The sequence below is a fragment of the Rhodococcus sp. 2H158 genome (genome assembly GCF_053764755.1).
Genome location: NZ_JBSNCE010000006.1, coordinates 149,392 through 170,552, shown reverse-complemented (window position 1 = coordinate 170,552; position 21,161 = coordinate 149,392). Strand labels below are relative to the sequence as shown.

Sequence of the window (21,161 nt, the reverse complement as noted above, 5' to 3'; positions counted from 1 at the left end):
GCTCGCGGCGAGCGGGCTCACGACGGCGGCGTCAGCAGTTCCGGCGGAATCTGTTGGTCCTGGGCCAATGCGTCGAAGAACGGCACGGCCCGCGACCGATCCCACAGCAGCACGTTGCCGATCCCGGAGACGTCCTCGAAGCCGCCGACCGGGACGGTGGCGGTCACCGTCTCGCCGCGCATCGCCCACCCGAGCCGGGCCAGGTGCCACATGTGGTCGCTCTCGTCGACCCGCAGCGAGCCGGCGACCCCGGAGGCCAGCGACCACATCCGCACCGGGTTCAGCAGCGTGCTCAGGCCGGTGGCCTTGCTGAGCAGGGCGGACATGAACAGCCGCTGATTGTTCATCCGGTCGAGGTCGGCCAGCGCCGTCGCGCGGGTACGCACGAAGCCGAGGGCCTGCGGACCGGTGAGTTCCTGGCAGCCGGCCGGCAGGGAGATCCCCGCCAGCGGATCGTCGATGGCCTGCGGCAGGCAGACGTCCACACCCCCGAGGTCGTCGACGATCGAGGCGAAGCCGCCGAACCCGATCTCGGCGTAGTGGTCGATGTGCACGCCGGTGGCGCCCTCGACGGTCTGCACCAGCAGCGCCGGACCGCCCAGCGCGAACGACGCGTTCAGCTTGTCCTGGCCGTGGCCCGGGATCGGGACGTACGAGTCGCGGGGGAGGGACACCATCGTGGTGGCCCCGCCGCCGCTGGGCACGTGGATCAGCATGACGGTGTCGGTGCGGTCCGGGCCGGTCTCCCCGCCCGTCGCGAGTTCCTGCTCCTGTTCGGTGCTGAGGCCGGTGCGGCTGTCGGACCCCACGAGCAGCCAGTTGGTGCCGGGGGTGTCGCCGACGCGGTCGTCGTAGTCGGCGAGCGCGTCGACGCGGGTGAGCTTGCCGTCGAGGTAGACGGCACCGGCGCCGACGAGGGCGATCAGCACCAGCACGACGATCGCGGCACGGCGCAGCAGGCGACGGGCGCGGACGGGGCGACGGCGCGGGGCCGGTTCGGGCGCGGGCGGGGTGGGCCGACGCCGCGGCGGCGGGGCCGGCGGTGGGGGCGGCGCGGCGCGGCGCGGCTCGTCGTACGGTTCGGGGGTTTGTCTGGGCGCCCAGTCGCGCTGCTGCCTCGGCGGTTGCTGCCTCGGGGGGTCGTGTGGCGGCGGGGCCGGCCTCGGCTGTCGCGGCGGGGGTGCCGGTGGCCGGTACTGCGGTGTGGGCGCCTGCGACCAGGCCTGCTGCGGGGCGGGGGGACGTCCGTCGCGACGGATGATCTGCGGTCCCTCCGGCGACGGCGATGGCGGCGGCGCCGGCCGGCCCATCGGTGCCGGGCGGCGCGGCGGCGGCATCTGCGGAGGCTGATGCGGCGGCCGGGGCCGGGGCCGAGGGTCGGGATGGTCGCCGTTCACGACCTCCCAATGTACGCAGCCCGGGCTAGGGCAGCCAGGACACGTGCCCGCGCAGCGCCTGGTAGCCGACGAATGCGACGCTGTCGATCAGCGCGTGCGCCACCACCAGCGGCCACAGCTGCGACGTGCGCTGCCAGTACCGGCCGAACACCAGGCCCATGACGACGTTGCCGAGCCCGCCGCCGAGGCCCTGGTAGAGGTGGTAGCTGCCGCGCAGCAGCGACGACGCGAGCAGCGACGAATTCTCCGACCAGCCCAGCTGCCGCAGTCGCGTGATCAGGTACGCGACGACGAGGACCTCCTCGGCGGCGGAGTTCGCGATCGCCCATAGCACCAGCGCCGGCAGCCGCCACCAGTAGTCCTCGAGGGTGCTCGGCGCGACGGTGAGGTTGAGGCCCGCCGCGCGCGCCACCAGGTACAGGCCGAGGCCGGGAATCCCGATGAGGGCCGCCAGCCCCACGCCGGGGAGCAGGCCGCGCCGCACCTGGTCCCGGGCGAAGCCGATCGCCTTCGGGCCGATGCCGCTGCGCCACAGCAGGTACACCCCGAGCGCAGCCCATGCCAGCAACCGGACGATGCCGAGCACCTGCCGGGCCAGGTCGATGAACTGCTGCGACGAGCGGGGGACGTTCAGCGCGACGGTCTGGTCGGACAGCGGCGCCGGTGCGAGCGCCGACTCGAGCAGCGAGAGCATCGACGAGAGCCCGCTCAGCCCGAACGTGACGAGCAGGACGATGGTGATCTCGATCCACAGCGCACGACGGGCCGTCGGGTCGAGGGGCTCGGCCGGTTGGCGTGGGGGTGGGGTCAGCCAGGTGCGGATCGTCACGGTCGCGATTGTGCCGCGTCGCGGCCGGCCTCTCACATCCTGATCTTGATCGCGTCACGACGGGAGTTGATGCCCAGTTTGCGGTAGATCGAGCGCTGAGGGGTTCGCACGGTGTTCACGGACACGAACAGCGCGGCCATCCTCCGATGTCATCGGGGTGCGGAGGTAGGCGAGGATCTCCCGCTCCCGGGCGGACAGCCGGGCGGCCGGTACCCGAGCAGCCGCGAGCGTCTCGTCGGCCCGGACGAGGCGTGCGGTGACAAGGCGGCTCGCCTGGACGAACGCGAGAGGCTGCACGCCGGAGAGGTCGCCCGACACCTCGACAGCGCGTTTCGGGTGACGAGCACGGCGATACCACTTCGCCGTCAGTGCCGTGACGACGGGAACGTTCGTGGTGTGCCGCAGCGGATCGGCCAGGTCGAGCGCACGGGCGGACCTGACCGACCTCTCCACGAGCAAGGCGCGCGCCATACGCGTGTAGACCGGCCAGGGGACCCCGTGCTCGTCGCTCGCGGGCACACCGTCGAGCAGTTCCCGCGCACGGGTGAGTTCACGGACGTCTCCCAGCGCAGCGACAGTGGAGGCGAACGGGTGGGCCACACTCGACGTGCGCTGTCCGGGGTCCCTCCGGTCGGCCGCGGTGAACACCACAGCGGCGAGATTCCCGAAAGACGTTCGCCCCGATAATCATTCGCATTCGAGCTCAGCGTCTATGCTGTCGCCATGTTGCTCATCGGAATCCTCGTGTTCGGCATGGTCGTCGGCGCCGCGGCCCAGTTGCTGCTGGGCAGGTCGGCGGGGCGGATCGATTGGACCCTCGCCTTCGCTGCCGGGCTCGCCGGGTCCTTCGTAGGCGGGCTGCTCGTCAGTCTTCTGGCCGGCGACGGACTGTCGCTACGGCCGAGCGGGATCATCGGCTCGCTCGTGGGGGCGCTGCTGGTCACCGGTGCGGTGGGCTGGTGGCGGGCACGTTCCGCCACGCCGAAGCCCTGACCCTCGGAGTGCGGGCGCGGAGCGGTGTGCAAGCTTCGAACGGGTCCTCGTCGGTCGTTCGTCGGAGATGACATTCCCGTCCATGCCTGGCGTGTCGCCGGTGGGCCGACCACGAGGACCTCCGGTCGGCGGTGTGTCCTTCGGGTGGCTGGGGCAGCCCAAAGGACACACCGGCCGCGAAGCGGCCTCTTCTCACCAGAAGTCCAGTGCCTCCGCCAACGCGGTGGACTGCGCGTGGGTGGGCCGCTGCGCGCCGTCGACGGCGTAGACGGTGGTGCCCACGGTCGCGACGACGAGACCGTGCCGGGCGACGCCCATCGGTGGCAGCTCGGACCAGGTGCCGGTGGTCAGGTCGAACGCCTCGACGTCGGCGAGGACGCGGGTGGGTTCCTCGCCGCCGACGGCGACGATGCGGCCGTCGAGGTGGGTGACGCCGAGCCCGCCGCGGGGGGTGGGCATGTCGGGAAGCTGCGTCCAGGTGTCGGTGGCGGGGTCGTAGCGCTCGACGGTGGCGACGTTCTTGTCGGCGGCCAGGTCCCGGCCGCCGACGGCGTAGGCGTAGGTGCCGTCGGTGGTGGCGGCGAGGTGCTCGCGCGGGGTCGGGAGGTCGGCGACCGTGCTCCAGCTGCTGCCGTCGAAGACGTCGGTCGTGGCGAGGAGGGTGTCGTCGGCCTGGCCGCCGAACACGTAGATCCTGTCCCCGATGGTGACGGCGGCAGCGGCGGCACGCGCCTGCGGCATAGCCGGTAGTTCGGTCCATTGCCCGTCGCGCAGCGCGAACACCCGATCCGACGGCCGGGCGGTGAGGTCGGCGCCCTCGGGCACCCAGCCACCGAGCACCACCAGCTCGTCCGCGTACTCGACGGCCATCGCGTGGTTGAGCGGGATGGGGAGATCGGGTCCGACCTTCCAGGTGTCGATGGCCGGGTCGTAGCCCTCCACCCGGGCGGTGGACCCGTTGTTGTCGAGTCCGCCGAACACCCACACGGTGCCGTCGGCGACGGTGGCGGCGGTCTGCTGGCGGGCGGTGGGCGCGTCGCGCAGCGGTCGCCACGCGGCGGTCGGGGCGACCTCGGTGGTCTCGCCGGCCGCGGCGGTCCCGGCGTCGCCGGCCTGCCGTGTCGCCACGTAGACCGCCGTGGCCGCGACGGCGAGCAGCACGACGGCGAGCACGGCGAGCAGCATCGGCAGCCGCATGGTTCGTCGCGCTGGGGGTTCGCTCGGGCGGGGTGGGCCGGGCGGCGGTGGCGGTGGCGGTGGGGGACCGTTCGGTCGCGGCGGTGCGGGTTTGACGGGTGCCGCGGTGGCCGTGACGGGTGTGGCGGTGACGGGTTTCGCGAGGGGGTGCCGGCCCGTCGGCTGGTCGTGGAACCGCAGCTCGCCGGGCAGGGCCATGTCGTCGACGTGGCGGCCGTGCCGGGCCTGGGTCTGCTGCAGCTCGCGGCCGAAGTCGGCCGCGGTCGCGGGCCGGCGGGCCGGGTCGACGGACATGGCGTGCTCGATGGCGGCGCACACGTCGTCGGGGATGCCGTGGGGGCGCAGGTCCGGGATGGGCTGGCTGGTGATGCGCAGGAACTGCGCGATGATCTCCTCGCCCGTGCGTCGCTCGAACGCGGCGCGACCGGTCATGAGGGCGAACATGGCCGCGCCGAGACCGTAGATGTCCGAGGCCGGGGTGGGCGGCTTGCCCTCGAGCACCTCGGGTGCAGTGAAGGCGAGCGATCCGGTGAACGCGCCGGTGGCGGTTTCGAAGCCGCCGGCGATGCGGGCGATGCCGAAGTCGGTGAGCTGCGGCTCGCCGTACTCGGTGACGAGAATGTTGGCGGGTTTGACGTCGCGGTGCAGGGTGCCGGCGCGGTGGGCGGTCTCGAGGGCGCCGGCGAGCTTGACCCCGACGCGGACGACGTCCCACCACGGCATCGGCCCGTCCCGGCGCACCCGCACCGCCAGCGAGTCGTTGGGGTGATAGGGCATCACGATGTACGGCCGGCCGGTGGAGGTGACGCCCACCTGGAGGATGTTGACGATGTTCGGGTGGCCGGACAGCCCGCCCATCGCGAACCCCTCGCGCAGAAACCGTTCGCGGTTCTCGGCGTCGAGGTCGGAGGAGAGCACCTTGATCGCGACGGTGCGCCCGAGGGAGCGTTGCCGGCACCGATAGACGACGCCGAAGCCGCCCCGGCCGACGACGAGGGCGTCGTCGAACCCCGCCGCGGCGAGTTCCGCCGCGATCCCCTGCCCCGCGGGGCGGGTGGCTTCCGGATCGAAATCGGCCATGGTTCCCGGCTTTCGGCGTGCGTCGCGCTCGGGAGAGTGCTGACTCGAGGATACCGCCGAAGCGCGGGGCGATCAGTGCCTGGCGCGCAGCCCGTTGGCGAACGGGCAGCCCACGAGGCGGCGCAGGGCGCGGCTCAGGGACTCGACGTCGTCGGCGGGTTCGGGAAACGGAATCCGGACGTCGTGGTCGCCGCGGCCGGACTCGAGTCGCAGGCGCAGGCCGTAGCGGTCCAGGCCGAGAGGCCGGATGCGGCCGCGCCGGTCGTTGACGGGGATGTGCCGGGCGATGCGGTGGACGAGGTCGCCGTGGTCCTGCTCGAGGTGCTGCAACCATGCGGACTCGACGGCCGCGAAGGGGTCCGGCGCGGCCGCGAGGACGTCGGCGACCTCCACGGACTCGGCGCCGGTGGTGTCGGCGGCCACGACGGACGTGAGCCGCAGGCGCAGCAGTTCGGCGCGGTGCCCGACGTCGAGCAGCGCGGGGTGGGGCAGGGTCGCGGCGATGTCGGCGGCGAGCCGGCGGGGTTCGGCGACGGCGTGGGCGGTGCCGCTGAGCCAGATGAGCGAGCGGACGGGGTTGCGCAGCCGCAGCGGCGAGTGGTCGGTCAGTTCCAGCACGGAGTGCAGGCCCGCGGCGCCGCGCTGCCAGGTCAGCGCGACGGCGGCACAGTCGTCGGGGACGACGACGAGCAGGTCGCCGTCGCTGTGCAGGTGGTGCAGCACCGCGGTGACGGGCGCGGCTCCGTCGGTGGCGAGTACGGCGGAGCCGGTGGCGAGTGCGGCGGAGCCGGTGGCGAGTGCGGCGGAGCCGGTGCGGACGACGGCGGTGCGGACCGCTTCGGCGGTCGTGGGCGCGGAACGGGCGGTGGTGGCCGGCATCGAATCCTCCTCGGATGGCAGGTGAGGCAAACCTAAGTCATGGTGACCGGGGTCGCAACACCCCGGCGACTAGCCTGGAGACGTGCCGATCCCGCTCACCCTTGGAATGCCGCCGTCCCGCGAGGAGCCCCGCGGCCTGCTCACCGCCCTGCTCACCCGCCGGCATCCGACCCTCGCCGACGCGCTCGCCGCCCCCGCGCTCGACGCGCTCGGCGACCCCGTGGTGCCGGTGTCCACGCTGACCGAGGTTCTCGGGGAGACCACCGGCGCGGTGCGGATCGTCGGTGAACTCGACGTCGCGCCCGACGCGGAGCGCCTGGCCGGCTTGCGTCCGGTCCCGGTCCGCTACCAGCTCGACTGCACCGCGGCGGACCTCGACGACGCGCTCGCCGTCGCCGTGCCCGCCCCTCTGACCGTCTACGTCGACGCCGGTGACCTGCCCGTGACGGCCCGCACACTCGTCGACGCCGGGCACAGCCCCGGCCTGCCCACCGGACGCGACGTGGGGGAGATCGCCGACTTCCTGTCCGTCCTCGCCCACGCCGGCACCGGCTACGTCGCCCGAGCCCGCGACGCCGAGGAGGTGCTCGCCCTGCTCGCCGCCACCGTCGCGGCCCTGCGCGGCGACGACGTGCGCGCCGCCCTCGTCGCGCCCGACCCCGGCCGCCTGACCGCCCTGATCCCCGAGGCGGCCGCGGCCGTGCGCGAGATCCTGCTCGCCGTCGAGGTCGACGACCCGGCCGGCGTCGCGCGCGACCTCGCAGCCCTCGGCCTGTCGGCGCGATGACCCCGTTGCCGCGATGACCCCGTTGCCGCGATGACAGGGCCCGGACACGTTCGATGCGTACCCTTCTAGGCGTGCCCCGCATCGCCTACTTCGGCCCCACCGGAACCTTCACGGAGATGGCCCTCGCCCGGTTCGAGGACGCCGGCACCTTCGACGGCCCGGTCGAGCGGGTGTCGGCCGCCAGCCCGCCCGCGGCGCTGCAACTCGTGCGCGACGGCGCGGTCGACGGCGCGGTGGTGCCCATCGAGAGCTCGGTGGAGGGCTCGGTGCCCCCCACGATGGACGCCCTCGCGGTCGGCCCGCGCCTGCAGATCGTGGCCGAAACCGAGCTGGACGTCGCCTTCACCGTCGTGGCCCGGCCGGGCATCACGCTCGACGAGGTCCGCACCGTGCACGCCTATCCGGTGGCCGCCGCGCAGGTGCGCCAGTGGATCGCCGACCACATGCCGAAGGCCGACGTGGTGGCCGCCTCGTCCAATGCCGGCGCCGCCGAGGACGTCGCCGCCGGCAAGGCCGACGCCGGCGTGTCCACCGCCCTGGCCGGGCAGCGGCTCGGCCTGCCGGTCCTCGCCGACGGCGTCGCCGACCACGCCGGCGCCCGCACCCGGTTCGTGCTCGCCACCCGGCCCGCCCCCACACCGGCGCGCACCGGCGTCGACCGCACCTCCGTGATCCTGCAGCTGCCGAACGAACCGGGCTCCCTCGTGCGGGCCATGACCGAGTTCGCCACCCGCGGCATCGACCTCACCCGCATCGAGTCCCGCCCTACCCGCCAGGAATACGGGACCTACTTTTTCCACTTGGACTGTGTCGGCCACATCGACGACGCGCTCGTCGCCGAGGCGCTCAAGGCGCTGCACCGCTTCGCGCAGGTGCGGTTCCTCGGCTCCTGGGCGGCGGTGTCCCAGCACGGTGTGGCCCCGGTATCGGACGAAGAGGATGCGCAGTGGCTGCAACGGCTGCGGCGCGGGGAGGAAGAGCGTTGAGCGGCCGATTGATCCTGGTCCGGCACGGACAGACGGTGGCGAATGTCGCACGTCGCCTGGACACCAAGCTGCCGGGCGCCGAACTGACCGACCTCGGCGTCGCGCAGGCCCGCACCCTCGGACAGGGCTTCGCGCAGCAGCCGCCGACAGCCCTGTTCGCCTCGCAGGCCCTGCGCGCCCGGCAGACCGCCGAGCACGTCGAGCTAGCCGCCCGTGTGACCACCGTCGTCCGCGAAGGCCTGCACGAGGTGCAGGTCGGTGAGCTCGAGGACCGCAGCGACGAGGAATCCCACGCGCTGTTCATGAAGGTGTACGAGTCCTGGCACACCGGCGACCTGCGCGACCGGGTGCCCGGCGGCGAATCCGGCCTCGACGTCCTGGACCGGTACCTGCCGGTGGTCGAGTCGCTGCGCACCGACTACCTCGACGACGGCTCGGGGGACGTCGTGGTGGTCAGCCACGGCGCCGCCATCCGCCTCGTCGCCGCGCACCTCGGCCGGGTGCCGGGCAGCTTCGCGACCAGCAACCACCTCGCCAACACCCAGAGCGTCGAACTGGTCCCGCTGCCCGGCGGCGGCTGGGAGTGCGTGCGCTGGGGCACCTTCCAGGCGCCGTTCCACGACACCGGACGCGCCGGCGCCGACGACCCGATGGGCTAGTCCCCACCTCGTCGTCCGCGCAGGCGTCCCGGCTGCTGCCGATGCACAGGTATCCTCGAGCCGTCCGAATGTAGCGATCGATAGGTTGGGTACGGCAATGGGAACTTCCACCGACGACACCGTCGCGGACGGTGTCGCTGCGCCGGACTGGCGCCGCCTCGAGCCGATGGAGCTGACCCCCATTCTCTCCGCGGCGCTCGACGCCTTCTACGAGACCGGGTTCCACGGCACCTCGGTACGGGAGATCGCCCGCCGGGTCGGCGTCACCGTTCCCGCGCTGTACTACCACCACGAGAACAAGGAAGGCCTGCTCATCGCGCTGCTCGAGCTCTCGACCAGCGACGTGATGACCCGGGCCTACGCCGCCGACGCCGACGGCGGCGACGATCCGGTGCAGCGGCTCTCCAACGCCATCGAGGCGATCGTGCTGCGCATGACGAACCGTCCCCGCCTCGCCGCCCTCGAGGGCGAGGTGCGCTACCTCAGCCCCGAGAACCGGCAGCGCTACCGCGCGGTGCGCAAGGAGATCGAGAAGCTCGTCTTCGAGATCGTCGAGGACGGGACCCGGCGCGGGGCGTTCGACGTCGAGGACCCGGCCGAGACGACCCGTGCGCTGCTCGGCATGTGCCAGTCCATCCCGCGGTGGTACCACCGCGAGGGCTCCCTGAGCCCGGAGGAGGTGGCGCGCAAGTACGTCGCGATCGCCCTCAAGACGGTCGGCGCCACCCCTCCCTCGAAGCCCTGACGGGCGGGCTCAGCTCCGGCCGAACACCGCCGTCCGCTTCTCCTGGAAGGCGCTCACGCCCTCGTGGAAGTCCGCGGACGCCAACAGCTCGAGCTGCCCGGCGCGCTCGCGGGTGAACGCGCTGTCGAGCTCGCCGAGGGTCGCGTCGTTGATCGCGTCCTTGGTGGAGTGGAAGGCCTCGACCGGTCCGGCGGCGAGCCGGGTGGCGAGCGCGTCGACGGCGGCGGCGAAGTCGTCGTCGGGGTGCACCTCGGCGATCAGCCCGGCCGCGAATGCCTCGGTGACGGGCAGCCGTTCGGCGAGCAGTGCCATCTTCAGGGCACGGGCACGGCCGATCGACGCGGCGACGAGTGCGGTCGCGCCGCCGTCGGGCATGAGGCCGATGCGGGTGAAGGCGAGCAGCAGGTAGGCGGACTCGGTCGCGACGGTGAGGTCGCAGCCCAGGGCGAGGGACACGCCGACGCCGGCGGCGGGGCCGTTGACGGCGCCGATGACCGGACGCGGGAAGGCGCGGATCGCGGCGACGGTGCGGTTGGCGGCGTCGATGGTCCCGGCCGACGGCGGTGCGGACAGATCCTTGCCGGCGAGGTCGGCGCCGGTGCAGAAGGCGCGACCGGTGCCGGTGAGGACCGCGACGCGCACGGCGTCGTCGCCGGCGTGCTTCTCGAAGGCACCGGCGAGGGTCTCGAGGGTGGCGGTGGTGACGGCGTTCATCCGTGCGGGCCGGTTGAGGGTGACGCGCAGGATGCCGTCGTCGACGGTGACGTCGACGCCGACGGGATCGATGGTCATGGGTCCTCCGGGGGTCGGGTTCTCGGGACGGTCAGGGTCTCTCGGGACGTCAGGGTCTCTCGGGACGTCAGGGGCGCAGCGCCAGGGCGACCTTGCCGGTGGCGGAGCGATGTGCGAGCGACCGCAGCGCCTCGGCGGCGTGCGTCATCGGGTGGACGGTGGGTTCGGGGACCTGCAGTGCCCCGGAGCGCAGCAGCGGCTCGAGCTGCGCCCATTGCTGGGCGGTGTAGCCGGGGAAGGTACGCACGTATTCGCCCCATCCGGCGCCGAGAACCGAGATGTTCTTGAGCAGAAGACGATTCACCTTGACGGTGGGGATCTCGCCGCCGGTGAAGCCGAGGACCACGACCCGTCCGTTCGGTGCCAGGCTGCGCAGGCTGTCGGTGAACCGGTCGCCGCCGACGGGATCGAGAACGATGTCGACGCCGCGTCCGCCGGTGAGCTCGAGGACCCGGTCCTTGAAGCCCTCCACGGCGACGGTGTGGGTGGCGCGGTTGGCCTTCGCGACCGCGGCCTTCTCCTCGGTGCTCACCACCGCGATGGTCTCGAGTCCGAGTGCGGCCGCGACCTGCAGGGCGGCGACGCCGACCCCGCCTGCGGCGCCGTGCACGAGCACCGTCTCGCCGGCGCGGTAGCGGGCGCGTTCGTCGAGCGCGAAGTGGACGGTCAGGTAGTTCATGAGGAATCCGGCTCCGGCCGTCAGGGATACCGAATCGGGAAGCGGAAAGACGGATTTCGGATCCACCGCGACGGTCTGCTGCCACGCGCCGTCGGTGGCGAGGACGGCGACGCGCTGCCCCGGGGTCAGGCCGCTGCCGGCCGGGGCGGTGCGCACGACGCCGGCGCCTTCGACGCCGAGCACGGACGGCAGGGGGCGCACGACCTGGTAGCTCGCTGTGGTCTGCAGCAGGTCGGGGAACGAGACTCCGGCCGCGTGCAGATCGACGACGACGAGGCCATCCGCGTCGGGCTCGGGAAGGTCCACGAGCCGTACGCCGTCGGGCCCGGTTGCTTCGGTCAGTTGTACCGCCTGCATGAGTTCTCCTGCCGTCCTGGTGGCCGAGCCTGTTTCGGGGGCTGCGTGTCTTCGGGGGCTGCGTGTCGTGGCTCACGCGTACGGCCTCATCCATACCAGAACCCGCTGATCGGACGCTAGTTAGACCAGACCATTGACCGATCGATCGATCCGTGGTAGTCCTTTAGCGATCGATAAGTAACGCCGACTGTATCCGATAGGGGCGCACATGGCCGACGAGTCCACCGTTACCGAACCTGCCGCACAGTACGAGCGGCGTGGCGGCATCGCCGTCATCACGCTCAACCGCCCCCGGGCGCTCAACGCCGTGAACGCAGCGCTGGCGACGGCGGTCGGCACGCTGCTCGAGCAGGCGGAGGCGGACGACGACGTGCGCGTCGTGGTGCTCACCGGTGCGGGCCGCGCGTTCTGCGCGGGCGCCGACCTCAAGGCCCTCGCCACGGGCGAGAGCATCTCCGCCGAGGGGCACCCCGAATGGGGTTTCGCCGGCTATGCCCAGCACTGGATCAGCAAGCCGACCATCGCCGCGGTCAACGGGTTCGCCCTCGGCGGCGGCACCGAGCTGGTGCTCGCGTCCGACCTCGCCGTCGTCGACGAGGAGGCCCAGCTGGGCCTGCCCGAGGTCAAGCGAGGTCTCTTCGCCGCTGCGGGCGGGGTGATCCGGCTCCAACAGCAGATCCCCCGCAAGGTCGCGCTGGAACTGGCGCTGACCGGTGAGCCGATCTCCGCCGCGCAGGGCAAGGAACTGGGCCTGGTCAACCGGGTCGCACCGCACGGCACGGCGCTCGAGGTGGCGCTCGGGCTGGCCGAGACCATCGCCGCGAACGCTCCGCTCTCGGTGCGCGAATCGAAGTCGATGATCCACCGGACCGCGCACGGCGCCGACTGGGAGCCGGGTGTGTGGGAGGCCAACGCCGCCGCGGTGAAGGTGGTGTTCACCAGCGACGACGCCAAGGAAGGCCCGACCGCGTTCGCACAGAAACGGCAGCCGGTCTGGAAGGGTCGCTGACCCCCTGATCTCGGCCCGGGGTCTCGTCGATCCCCTCCGGGGCACCCGGGCCGCTCCAACCCTCGAAAGGAACTCCTCATGACCAACGCTGTCATCGTCGACGTGGTCCGCACCGCGGTCGGCAAGGGCAAGCCCGGCGGCGCCCTGTCCGGCACCCATCCCGTCGAGCTGCTCGCCCACGTGCTGCGTGAGATCACCTCGCGCAACGACCTCGACCCCGCCCTCGTCGACGACGTCATCGGCGGCTGCGTCAACCAGGCGGGCGAGCAGTCCCTGAACATCTCCCGCACCGCCCTGCTGTCGGCCGGCTTCCCCGAGTCGGTGCCCGCCACCACCATCGACCGGCAGTGCGGCTCGAGCCAGCAGGCCGCCCACTTCGCCGCCCAGGGCGTCATCGCCGGTGCGTACGACATCGTCATCGCGTGCGGCGTGGAGTCGATGAGCCGCGTGCCGATGGGGACCTCGTCGATGGGGCAGGACGCCTCCGGCCCGGGCATCGCCGCCCGCTACCCCGAGGGACTGGTCAACCAGGGCATCTCCGCCGAGCTGATCGCCGCGAAGTGGAAGTTCGACCGCGAGGCCCTCGACACGTTCTCGGCGCAGTCGCACCAGCGGGCCGCCGAGGCGATCGCCGCCGGCTTCTTCGACAAGGAGATCGTCCCGATCACGGTCACCAATGCCGCCGGTGAGCAGGTCCGGCACACCGTCGACGAGACCGTGCGCGCCGCCACCACCGCCGAGGCCCTGGCCGGGCTGAAGCCGTCGTTCTACACCGAGGCGTACGCCGCGCGCTTCCCGGAGGCCGGCTGGCACATCACCCCGGGCAACTCGTCGCCGCTGACCGACGGGGCGTCGGCGGCGCTGATCATGAGCGAGGAGACCGCGGCCAAGCTCGGCCTGACCCCGCGGGCGCGGTTCCATTCCTTCGCCGTCGTCGGCGACGATCCGATGTTCATGCTCACCGCCCCCATCCCCGCGACGAAGAAGATCCTGGCCAAGTCGGGTCTGGGCATCGACGACATCGACGCCTACGAGGTCAACGAGGCGTTCGCCCCGGTGCCGCTGATGTGGGCGCACGAGTTCGGGGCGGATCCGGCCCGGCTCAACCCGCGCGGCGGCGCGATCGCCCTCGGGCATGCCCTCGGCTCGTCCGGCACCCGGCTGCTGACCACCCTGGTCCACCACCTCGAGGCCACCGGCGGCCGGTACGGCCTGCAGACCATGTGCGAGGGCGCCGGCATGGCCAATGCCACCATCATCGAACGTCTCTGACCCGCAACCACATCCGAAAGGAACCACATGATCGTCAACGACAGCGTTGCCGTCGTCACCGGCGGTGCCTCCGGCCTCGGTCTGGCCACCGTCAAGACCCTGCTCGCCGACGGCGCGCAGGTCGTCATCATCGACCTGCCCTCCTCCAACGGTGAGACCGTCGCCAAGGAGCTCGGCGACCGCGTCCGCTTCGCCGCCGCCGACGTCACCGACGAGGCCGCCGTCGTCGAGGCCCTCGACCTCGCCGAATCGCTCGGCCCGCTGCGCGTCGCGGTCAACTGCGCCGGCATCGGCAACGCCATCAAGACCGTGAGCAAGAAGGGCGCGTTCCCGCTCGCCGACTTCACCAAGATCATCAACGTGAATCTCGTCGGTACGTTCAACGTGATCCGCCTGGCCGCCGAGCGCATCGCCAAGACCGAGCCGATCGACGGCGAGCGCGGCGTCATCATCAACACCGCCTCCGTCGCCGCGTTCGACGGCCAGATCGGCCAGGCCGCCTACTCCGCGTCCAAGGGCGGCGTGGTCGGCATGACCCTGCCGATCGCCCGCGATCTCGCGTCGCTGCTGATCCGCGTCGTCACCATCGCCCCCGGCCTGTTCAAGACCCCGCTCCTCGGCTCCCTGCCGGAGGAGGCGCAGGCCTCGCTCGGTCAGCAGGTGCCCCACCCGGCCCGCCTCGGCGACCCGTCCGAGTACGGCGCACTGGCCGCGCACATCGTCTCCAACCCGATGCTCAACGGCGAGGTCATCCGCCTCGACGGTGCCATCCGCATGGCCCCGCGCTGAGCGCCGCGTGAGCTGATCGATGCGTGAGAGGACGGGGCCGATGACTGTGGAGCCCGCATTCCCCAGGTTCGCGAACTGGCGGGAATTCGAGCCCCTGCAGCTCGGCCCCATCCTCGATCACGCGCTGGAAGCCTTCGGCGAGAACGGTTTCCACGGAACCACCGTCCGCGACCTGGCCCGCCGGGTCGGGGTGACGGTGCCTGCGCTGTACTACCACCACGAGAACAAGGAAGCCGTTCTCGTCACCCTGCTCGACACCGCCGTCCGGGACCTGATCGAACGCGCCCTCGCCGCCGTCGGTGAGGGTGGTGACGACCCCGTCCGGCGCTTCACCAACTTCGTCGAGGCGATCGTGCTGAACTCGACGCACCGCGCCCCGCAGTCCGCGCTCGACTCCGAACTGCGGCACGTGTCCCCGCAGAACCGCCGCAACTACGCCGCGACCCGGAAGCGCCTCGAGCTCATGGCCCTCGACCTCGTCGACGACGGGGTCGAGCGCGGCGTCTTCACCGTCGACGACATCGCCGAATCCGTGCGTGCCCTGCTCGGCATGTGCCAGTCCATCGCCCGCTGGTTCCGGCTCGGCGGCCCGCTCACCCCCGACCAGGTCACCGCCCGCTACACCGTCATCGCCCTGCGCATTGTGGGATACCGGGCCGCGCCGGACCAGCCCAGCGGATCGTCGCCGGTGCGGAGGAACTGAGCGCCGATCGCCCGCCGCCCCGACCGTCCTTCGCCCTCCTGGGAGAGAACCGATGCACCGCAACCTTTTCGAAGCCGACCACGAGGCGTACCGGGACACGGTGCGCGAATTCCTTGCCCGCGAGGTCGAACCGCACTACGAACGGTGGGAGACCGAGCGGCTCATCGACCGCTCCGCCTGGCTCGCCGCCGGCAAGTCCGGCATCGTCGGCCTCGGCGTCCCCGAGGAATACGGCGGCTCCGGGGTCACCGACTACCGGTTCCGCTGCGTCGTCGCCGAGGAGATCGCCCGCACCGGCACCACCTCCTTCGGCTCCGGCATGAGCCTGCAGGACGACATCGCCATCCCCTACGTCGCCGACCTCGGCACCGAGGACCAGAAGCGGCGCTGGCTGCCCGGCATGGCCGCCGGGGAGCTGATCGGCGCGATCGCGATGACCGAACCCGGCACCGGCTCCGACCTGCAAGCCGTCAAGACCACCGCCGTGCGCGACGGCGACGACTGGATCCTGACCGGGCAGAAGACGTTCATCACCAACGGCATCCACTCCGATCTGGTCATCGTCGTCGCCCGCACCGACCCGCACGCCGGGGCCCGCGGATTCTCCCTGCTCGTCGTCGAACGCGACATGCCCGGCTTCACGCGCGGCCGCAAGCTGCACAAGGTGGGCCTGGCCGGGCAGGACACCGCCGAACTCTCCTTCGACGGCGTGCGGGTGCCGGCGGACAACCTGCTCGGCACCGAAGGTCAGGGATTCTTCCACCTGATGGAACACCTGCCCCTCGAGCGCCTCTCCATCGCTGTCGCCGCGATCGCGGCCGCGCGGGCGGCGTACGAGTGGACCAAGGACTACGTGTTCGAACGCAGGGCGTTCGGCAAGCCGATCGGCGACCTGCAGAACACCCGCTTCGCCCTCGCCGAGATGCTCACCGAGATCGAGGTCACCGGCTCGCACATCGACCGGTGCGTCCTGGCGTTCAACGCGGGCGAGCTGACCGCGGTCGACGCCGCCAAGGCCAAATGGTGGGCCAGCGAGCTGCAGAAACGCGTCGTCGACCGGTGCGTGCAGCTGCACGGCGGCTACGGCTACATGATGGAGTACCCCATCGGCCGCGCCTACGTCGACACCCGCATCCAGACCATCTACGGTGGCACCACCGAGATCATGAAGGAGATCATCGGCCGCGACATCGCCGCCGAATACGCCTGATCGACCCCGTATCCGAAGGAGCGACACCATGTTCGATCTGTCCGGCAAGCGGGCACTGGTCACCGGCGGCTCGGCCGGAATCGGGCTGGGCATGGCGCGCGGGCTCTCCTCCGCAGGTGCCGACGTGGCGCTGTGGGGCCGCGGCGCCGAACGCCTGGAGAAGGCGGCGACCGATCTCGCGACGACCGGGGCCCGCGTGGTGACCCGATCGGTGGACGTGTCCGACGAGGAGGCCGTGCGCGACGGTGTCGCCGCGACGGTCGCGGAGCTCGGCGGCCTCGACGTCGTCGTGGTCAACGCCGGAATCGGCGTGCCCCTCGTCAAGTTCGTCGAGTCGAGTACCGAGGACTACCGGAAGGTGACGGCCGCCAACCTCGACGGGGCGTACTTCACCCTGCGCGAGACGGCCAGGGTGCTCGTCGACCAGGGCACCGGCGGATCGATGATCGTCACCTCCAGCCTGGGTGCGATTCAGGGCGCCGGGCGCAATCAGGCCTACGCCGCCACCAAGGCAGGGGTCCTGGCCCTGGCCAACGGGTGCGCGGTGGAACTCGCCCGGCACCGCATCCGCGTCAACAGCGTGCTGCCCGGCTGGATCGCCACCGACATGACCGGACCGCTTCAGGGCTCCGAATCGTTCACCACGCACGTCATCTCCCGGGTACCGTTGGGCCGGTGGGGAACTCCCGAGGATTTCGCCGGCATCGCCGTCTACCTCGCGAGCGACGCGTCCGCGTTCCAGACCGGATCGTCCACCCTGATCGACGGCGGCTACTCGATCTTCTGACGTCGCCGGAAGTGTTGTCCAGCAAGTTCGTCCACGAGGAGAAGCTATGGCACTGACCGCATTCCTGGAGCTCGAGTTCAAGCCCGACGTGCTCGGGGAGGCCCGCGCGCTGATGGATCGTGTTCTGAAGGAAACCCGCGCGTTCGACGGCTGCCTCGGCCTCGAGGTGCTCGCCGACCGTTCGAACGAGGCCCGCTGGGTGGTCGTGGAGAAGTGGGAGTCGGAGCAGCACGACGCCGCGTACCGCGAGTTCCGGGCCGGGCCCGGTGCGATCACCGATCTCGGTCCGCTGCTCGCGGGTGCGCCGAAGCTGACCTACTACAACGAGGTCTGACCGGCAGGGGTGGGCAGATCCCGCCCTGGGGTGCCTGGCCGGGGGCGGCGCCGTCGCCGACGATCGATACGTCGGATCGACGCCCGCCCACCCGGCCCCGGGAACGGCGGAACCTCCCGGAAAGGCGGACGCCATGAACATCGAAGAGATGGCCCGGACCCTGCTCACCCTCGACGCCGGTGACGAAGCCGCGCTGCGCAGCGTCGCAGCGATCGAGGACGCCACCTTCGCGGCCTACGCGAGCGACTACGTCGAAGCCATGACGCGGCCCGGTTGCAAGGGCTGCCACGGCGGCTGATCGGCGGGCGTGCAACGGCCGGGGCACTACGGTGCCCCGGCCGTACCGTCCCGACGACCGCCACCGAAGGAACCCCTCATGACCGCTGCGCTGCCGCTGCTGCTGCGCTCGCACCCCCACCTCACCACCGCCTCCGCCGAATCCCGGGACTTCCAGGCCCGCGTCGGGCATCCCGCGGCGACGGATCCGGCGCCGTGTGTCCTCGTCCTCACCCGGGCCGCCGACCGCGAGATCGACGAGCTGTCGCTGTGGCTCGCCGCCCGCGGCATCGCGCTGGTGCGCCTCGACAGCGACCGGTGTGCCGACACGGACGTGCAGTGGGATCCGGTCGCCGGCCTGCTCACCCGCGACGGCCGGACGTTCCGGCCCCAGGTGTGCTGGCTGCGCTACTTCGACGTCGACGCACTGCGCACCGCGCAGACCACCCCCGCCGCAGTGCAGCACGTGCGCGACCAGTGGCAGGCCCTCGTCGCCGCCCTTGCGGCGCATCCGGGCCTGCACACGCTCAACTCCGGGGCCCGGCCCGGAACCCCCGACCGCCTGACCCAGCTCGCCGCCGCCCGCGCGGCCGGGCTGCGTGTGCCCGCCACCCTCGTGACCACGCGGCTCGACGTCGCCGCCCGGGCCCTGCCGGGGAACGGCGACCTGCTGGTCAAGAGCCTCGGCCGGCACTGCGTCGAACCGCAGCCCGGCCGCCTGCGGGGCGTCTACCCGCAGCGCGTCACCCGCGCGTCACTCGACGGCGAACACCACACGGGCGCACCGGTGCTCGTGCAGGAGTATGTGGCCGCCGACCGGGAGCTGCGGATCCACGCCGTGGGCGGAACGCTGATCGGCTACGCGGTCACCCGGCCCACCCCCGAGTCGCTGTGGACCCGGCCTGAGTCGATCACCGTGCGGCGCTGCGACATTCCCGTCGAGGTGGCCGAATCCCTGCGGACGCTCCTCGACCGGTTCCGGCTCGACCTCGCCGCCTTCGACCTGCTCGACGCGCCCGGCGGCCCGGTGTTTCTCGAGGTCAACCCCGAATTCGACTGGCGTTGGACCGAACACGGCGCCGGTGACACCGACACCACGAACGCGGTGCGCGCCCTGGTGGCCGCCGCAACCGCCCCCGCCCACCGAGGAGAGAACCGATGACCCGCGTCGCCGTTGCCGAGTATGCGGTGCTGTTCTGGCGTGACGGCACGCTGGTGTGGGACGACTACCTGCACCATCGGCAGTTCGCGCTCACCCCCGACAGCGAGCGGGTGCTGCGCTGGTTCGCGTCGTGGCGCGAACTCGACAGCATCGCCGAACTGGGGGAGCTGCCGCTCGGAATCGCTCGCCGGCTGCTCGAGGCGCAGGTCCTCGTCGCCGAGGGATCGGCCGAGCACGTCGAACAACAGCAGATGCTCGCCGAGTGGGGCACGTGGGGCCCCTCGGCCCGCTACCTGCACTTCGCGGCCCGCACCGATTCGGACGTCCGGTTCGCCGACGTGCTCGACGACGAGCTGCGGTCGGCGGCCAAGGCCGGCGAGCAGCCCGCCCCTGCGCCGGCCAAGTCCTACCCGCAGCATCCGATGATTCCCGTGCCCGGCGACCGGCCGGACTCGTCCGCGTGGCGGCGCCCGGGACTCGTCGACGCCCTGTTCGAGCGCCGCTCGGTCCGGCAGTTCACCGCCGACCCCGTGTCCCTCGACGCGGTGGGCACCGTCGCCCGCGTCGCGACGGGGCCCGTTACGGTGATCGACCATCCGCAGGTGGGGCAGGTGCTGTTGAAGACCAGCCCGTCCGCCGGCGCCCGCACCCCCATCGAGCTGTACCTCTACGCGAACCGCGTCGACGGGCTCGAGCCGGGGTTCTTCCACTACGCGCCGCTGCGCGGTGGGCTGGAACGGATCGGCGACAGCGTGCCCGGCTCCGTGCTGGGCGCGGCGCTCGGCGAGCAGCCGTGGCTCTCGGACTGCGCGGCGCTGCTGATCTACACGGCCGTGCCGGCCCGGACCCGATGGCGGTACGAACGTTCCCGCGCCTACCGCGACATCCTCATCGAACTCGGCCACGTCAGTCAGACCGTCCTGCTCACCGCCACCGCGCTGGGCCTGGGCGCGGTGACGGCGACGGCGATGCGCGACCGCGAGCTCGAGGACCTGCTCGGCTGCGATCCCACCGCCGAGCCGGCCCTGGCGGTCACCGCGCTCGGCCGCCCGGCCGCCGGACTCGGGTGACGCCCGTTGTCCGCCGGCGAAGGTGCGCTCCGTAACCCCGACTTCGCGCGGCTGTGCGTCGGACAGGCGGTCGCGCAGCTCGGCAGCCGCGGCTACGGCGTCGCGATCATGTTGTGGGTGCTCGCGGTCAGCGGTTCGGCCGCGACGGTCGGGCTGGTCTCGACCGTGACGATGGGGGCCTTCACGGCCGCGACGGTCCCCGCCGGCTGGATCGTCGACCGCTTCGATCGCCGTCGCGTCATGATCACCGTCGATGCCTGCTCGGCGGTCGCCGCCGCGGTGCTGGCGGGCTGCGCGTGGCGCGGTCTGTTCCACCCGGTGCCCGTCCTCGTCGCGGTGTCGGTGCTCGGGGCGGGGTGGGCGGTGCGCGGACTTGCCGAGGACGCGGCTGTGCCGCAGGTGGTCGAACGCGAGCAGATCGGCACGGCGTACGGGCTTTTCGAGGCTCGGGGGTACGCGACCGGGGTGGCCGGCCCGCCGCTCGCGGCGACGCTCTACGGTCTCGGCGCCGCGCTGCCCTTCGCGGGCCATGCCGTGTCGTTCGTGGTGGCGGGAGCGGCCGCGGCCCGGGTGCGCACCCCGCTGCAGGCGCCGCGCGTCCCCGGTTCCGTCGCGGAACGGCCGTGGGTCGCCATCCGGGACGGGTTGCGGTGGTTCGCATCCCACCCGTTCGTTCGCACCACCGCGGCGCTGACGGCCGTCGCCGAGTTCGTGGTCAACGGCTGTGGTCTGGTGGTGGTCGTGCTCCTGGCCGGCAGCGGCGCGCCGTCCTCGACGGTCGGGATCGCGCTCGCCGTCGCGTACGGCGGGGGCATGCTCGGGGCGCTGGCGGTGCCGCGGCTCCGGCGCCGGGTCCCGGCGCACCGCCTGCTCGTGCTCTCGGCGGGCCTCGGTGTCCTGGCGGTCCTCGCGGCGGCCACGGGGTCGCCGGTCGTCGCCGCCGCAGGTTATGCCGCCCTGCTGGCGGTGACCCCGTCGTGGTCGGTGGTGGTGACCGCACGCTGTGCCGAACTGGTGCCCGACGAGGTGCGGGGCCGGGTCGGCGCGGCGACCGGCCTGGTCACCTCGTTGCCGGCGATGTTCGCGCCGCTGACGGTGGGCGTGCTGACGACGGCCGTCGGCGCGGCGAGCACCGCGTGGATGCTCGCCGCGCTCCTCGGCGGGGTGGT

Annotated in this window: 21 protein-coding genes and 2 pseudogenes; 16 read left to right on the top strand and 7 right to left on the bottom strand. The window is 72.3% G+C overall.

Annotated elements, in window-relative coordinates; translation table 11 throughout:
• Window positions 1-17 precede the first annotated feature (17 nt).
• From ACWPOB_RS07820 to ACWPOB_RS07810, 3 genes are all read right to left on the bottom strand, one after another.
• Window positions 18-1,310, bottom strand: coding sequence for an LCP family protein (locus tag ACWPOB_RS07820; protein WP_455400498.1), 1,293 nt, complete (start codon window positions 1,308-1,310; stop codon window positions 18-20).
• A gap of 112 nt (window positions 1,311-1,422) precedes the next feature.
• Window positions 1,423-2,220 (bottom strand): CPBP family intramembrane glutamic endopeptidase, encoded by a 798-nt coding sequence (locus ACWPOB_RS07815; RefSeq protein WP_455400497.1) that lies wholly within the window; start codon window positions 2,218-2,220, stop codon window positions 1,423-1,425.
• Window positions 2,221-2,258: 38 nt separating this feature from the next.
• The gene (locus tag ACWPOB_RS07810; RefSeq protein ID WP_455400436.1) at window positions 2,259-2,366 is read right to left on the bottom strand and encodes a helix-turn-helix transcriptional regulator; all 108 of its coding nucleotides are present in this window, start codon (window positions 2,364-2,366) and stop codon (window positions 2,259-2,261) included.
• Window positions 2,367-2,949: 583 nt separating this feature from the next.
• Here ACWPOB_RS07810 and ACWPOB_RS07805 point away from each other — a divergent pair.
• Window positions 2,950-3,219 (top strand): hypothetical protein, encoded by a 270-nt coding sequence (locus ACWPOB_RS07805; RefSeq protein ID WP_006944638.1) that lies wholly within the window; start codon window positions 2,950-2,952, stop codon window positions 3,217-3,219.
• 204 nt (window positions 3,220-3,423) lie between these two features.
• On the opposite strand, the pseudogene ACWPOB_RS07800 reads toward ACWPOB_RS07805, so the two are convergent.
• Window positions 3,424-5,496, bottom strand: a pseudogene (locus ACWPOB_RS07800) (protein kinase domain-containing protein); the annotation flags it as partial.
• Window positions 5,497-5,568: 72 nt separating this feature from the next.
• On the bottom strand, window positions 5,569-6,375 hold the full coding sequence (locus ACWPOB_RS07795) for a DUF2470 domain-containing protein (protein WP_455400435.1): 807 nt from the start codon (window positions 6,373-6,375) through the stop codon (window positions 5,569-5,571).
• Between the two features lie 82 nt (window positions 6,376-6,457).
• Here ACWPOB_RS07795 and ACWPOB_RS07790 point away from each other — a divergent pair, with 82 nt between their 5' ends.
• The 4 genes from ACWPOB_RS07790 (at window position 6,458) to ACWPOB_RS07775 (ending at window position 9,552) form a co-directional block, all read left to right on the top strand.
• Complete coding sequence (locus tag ACWPOB_RS07790; protein WP_455400434.1) at window positions 6,458-7,162, top strand: hypothetical protein; 705 nt, start codon at window positions 6,458-6,460, stop codon at window positions 7,160-7,162.
• A gap of 71 nt (window positions 7,163-7,233) precedes the next feature.
• The gene (gene pheA, locus ACWPOB_RS07785) at window positions 7,234-8,148 is read left to right on the top strand and encodes a prephenate dehydratase (protein WP_455400433.1); all 915 of its coding nucleotides are present in this window, start codon (window positions 7,234-7,236) and stop codon (window positions 8,146-8,148) included.
• A complete protein-coding gene (locus ACWPOB_RS07780) occupies window positions 8,145-8,807 on the top strand; it encodes a histidine phosphatase family protein (protein ID WP_006944632.1) in 663 nt (220 codons plus the stop codon). Before pheA ends, ACWPOB_RS07780 begins: the two co-directional genes overlap by 4 nt.
• Window positions 8,808-8,904: 97 nt before the next feature.
• A complete protein-coding gene (locus tag ACWPOB_RS07775) occupies window positions 8,905-9,552 on the top strand; it encodes a TetR/AcrR family transcriptional regulator (protein ID WP_072633913.1) in 648 nt (215 codons plus the stop codon).
• Window positions 9,553-9,561: 9 nt separating this feature from the next.
• Here the strand turns inward: ACWPOB_RS07775 and ACWPOB_RS07770 are convergent, their stop codons facing one another.
• On the bottom strand, window positions 9,562-10,344 hold the full coding sequence (locus tag ACWPOB_RS07770; RefSeq protein ID WP_455400432.1) for an enoyl-CoA hydratase: 783 nt from the start codon (window positions 10,342-10,344) through the stop codon (window positions 9,562-9,564).
• Between the two features lie 67 nt (window positions 10,345-10,411).
• Window positions 10,412-11,380 carry an NADPH:quinone oxidoreductase family protein gene (locus ACWPOB_RS07765; protein WP_455400431.1) on the bottom strand — a complete coding sequence of 323 codons (969 nt, stop codon included), beginning with the start codon at window positions 11,378-11,380 and terminating at the stop codon, window positions 10,412-10,414.
• A 208-nt stretch (window positions 11,381-11,588) separates the two neighbouring features.
• Between ACWPOB_RS07765 and ACWPOB_RS07760 the strand changes: the two genes are divergently transcribed.
• From ACWPOB_RS07760 to ACWPOB_RS07710, 11 genes and pseudogenes are all read left to right on the top strand, one after another.
• Window positions 11,589-12,389, top strand: coding sequence for a crotonase/enoyl-CoA hydratase family protein (locus ACWPOB_RS07760; protein WP_100057528.1), 801 nt, complete (start codon window positions 11,589-11,591; stop codon window positions 12,387-12,389).
• 78 nt (window positions 12,390-12,467) lie between these two features.
• On the top strand, window positions 12,468-13,661 hold the full coding sequence (locus ACWPOB_RS07755; protein ID WP_455400430.1) for a thiolase family protein: 1,194 nt from the start codon (window positions 12,468-12,470) through the stop codon (window positions 13,659-13,661).
• 27 nt (window positions 13,662-13,688) lie between these two features.
• Window positions 13,689-14,450, top strand: coding sequence for a 3-hydroxyacyl-CoA dehydrogenase (locus tag ACWPOB_RS07750; protein WP_455400429.1), 762 nt, complete (start codon window positions 13,689-13,691; stop codon window positions 14,448-14,450).
• A 40-nt stretch (window positions 14,451-14,490) separates the two neighbouring features.
• Window positions 14,491-15,153: a TetR/AcrR family transcriptional regulator gene (locus tag ACWPOB_RS07745; protein WP_455400428.1), complete on the top strand. Its 663-nt coding sequence runs from the start codon at window positions 14,491-14,493 to the stop codon at window positions 15,151-15,153.
• Window positions 15,154-15,205: 52 nt separating this feature from the next.
• On the top strand, window positions 15,206-16,363 hold the full coding sequence (locus ACWPOB_RS07740; protein ID WP_455400427.1) for an acyl-CoA dehydrogenase family protein: 1,158 nt from the start codon (window positions 15,206-15,208) through the stop codon (window positions 16,361-16,363).
• 28 nt (window positions 16,364-16,391) lie between these two features.
• Window positions 16,392-17,150, top strand: a complete 759-nt coding sequence (locus tag ACWPOB_RS07735; RefSeq protein WP_455400426.1) for an SDR family NAD(P)-dependent oxidoreductase — start codon at window positions 16,392-16,394, stop codon at window positions 17,148-17,150.
• A gap of 46 nt (window positions 17,151-17,196) precedes the next feature.
• Entirely contained in the window at window positions 17,197-17,484 is a 288-nt protein-coding gene (locus tag ACWPOB_RS07730; protein ID WP_029546949.1) for a putative quinol monooxygenase, read from the top strand.
• Window positions 17,485-17,617: 133 nt separating this feature from the next.
• The gene (locus tag ACWPOB_RS07725; protein ID WP_006944596.1) at window positions 17,618-17,782 is read left to right on the top strand and encodes a hypothetical protein; all 165 of its coding nucleotides are present in this window, start codon (window positions 17,618-17,620) and stop codon (window positions 17,780-17,782) included.
• A 78-nt stretch (window positions 17,783-17,860) separates the two neighbouring features.
• The gene (locus ACWPOB_RS07720; protein WP_455400425.1) at window positions 17,861-18,922 is read left to right on the top strand and encodes an ATP-grasp domain-containing protein; all 1,062 of its coding nucleotides are present in this window, start codon (window positions 17,861-17,863) and stop codon (window positions 18,920-18,922) included.
• Window positions 18,919-19,992: a SagB/ThcOx family dehydrogenase gene (locus ACWPOB_RS07715; RefSeq protein ID WP_455400424.1), complete on the top strand. Its 1,074-nt coding sequence runs from the start codon at window positions 18,919-18,921 to the stop codon at window positions 19,990-19,992. The genes ACWPOB_RS07720 and ACWPOB_RS07715 overlap by 4 nt, the downstream gene beginning before the upstream one ends.
• A gap of 6 nt (window positions 19,993-19,998) precedes the next feature.
• Window positions 19,999-21,147: pseudogene (locus ACWPOB_RS07710) on the top strand (MFS transporter); the annotation flags it as partial.
• Window positions 21,148-21,161 lie beyond the last annotated feature (14 nt).

Coding starts and splice junctions, on each gene's coding strand:
- ACWPOB_RS07745 (WP_455400428.1), top strand. CDS start 14,491: ATGACTGTGGAGCCCGCATTCCCCAGGTTCGCGAACTGGCGGGAATTC.
- ACWPOB_RS07775 (WP_072633913.1), top strand. CDS start 8,905: ATGGGAACTTCCACCGACGACACCGTCGCGGACGGTGTCGCTGCGCCG.
- ACWPOB_RS07715 (WP_455400424.1), top strand. CDS start 18,919: ATGACCCGCGTCGCCGTTGCCGAGTATGCGGTGCTGTTCTGGCGTGAC.
- ACWPOB_RS07750 (WP_455400429.1), top strand. CDS start 13,689: ATGATCGTCAACGACAGCGTTGCCGTCGTCACCGGCGGTGCCTCCGGC.
- ACWPOB_RS07765 (WP_455400431.1), bottom strand. CDS start 11,380: ATGCAGGCGGTACAACTGACCGAAGCAACCGGGCCCGACGGCGTACGG.
- ACWPOB_RS07720 (WP_455400425.1), top strand. CDS start 17,861: ATGACCGCTGCGCTGCCGCTGCTGCTGCGCTCGCACCCCCACCTCACC.
- ACWPOB_RS07820 (WP_455400498.1), bottom strand. CDS start 1,310: ATGGGCCGGCCGGCGCCGCCGCCATCGCCGTCGCCGGAGGGACCGCAG.
- ACWPOB_RS07735 (WP_455400426.1), top strand. CDS start 16,392: ATGTTCGATCTGTCCGGCAAGCGGGCACTGGTCACCGGCGGCTCGGCC.
- ACWPOB_RS07725 (WP_006944596.1), top strand. CDS start 17,618: ATGAACATCGAAGAGATGGCCCGGACCCTGCTCACCCTCGACGCCGGT.
- ACWPOB_RS07740 (WP_455400427.1), top strand. CDS start 15,206: ATGCACCGCAACCTTTTCGAAGCCGACCACGAGGCGTACCGGGACACG.
- ACWPOB_RS07730 (WP_029546949.1), top strand. CDS start 17,197: ATGGCACTGACCGCATTCCTGGAGCTCGAGTTCAAGCCCGACGTGCTC.
- ACWPOB_RS07810 (WP_455400436.1), bottom strand. CDS start 2,366: ATGGCCGCGCTGTTCGTGTCCGTGAACACCGTGCGAACCCCTCAGCGC.
- ACWPOB_RS07755 (WP_455400430.1), top strand. CDS start 12,468: ATGACCAACGCTGTCATCGTCGACGTGGTCCGCACCGCGGTCGGCAAG.
- ACWPOB_RS07770 (WP_455400432.1), bottom strand. CDS start 10,344: ATGACCATCGATCCCGTCGGCGTCGACGTCACCGTCGACGACGGCATC.
- ACWPOB_RS07795 (WP_455400435.1), bottom strand. CDS start 6,375: ATGCCGGCCACCACCGCCCGTTCCGCGCCCACGACCGCCGAAGCGGTC.
- ACWPOB_RS07760 (WP_100057528.1), top strand. CDS start 11,589: ATGGCCGACGAGTCCACCGTTACCGAACCTGCCGCACAGTACGAGCGG.
- ACWPOB_RS07805 (WP_006944638.1), top strand. CDS start 2,950: ATGTTGCTCATCGGAATCCTCGTGTTCGGCATGGTCGTCGGCGCCGCG.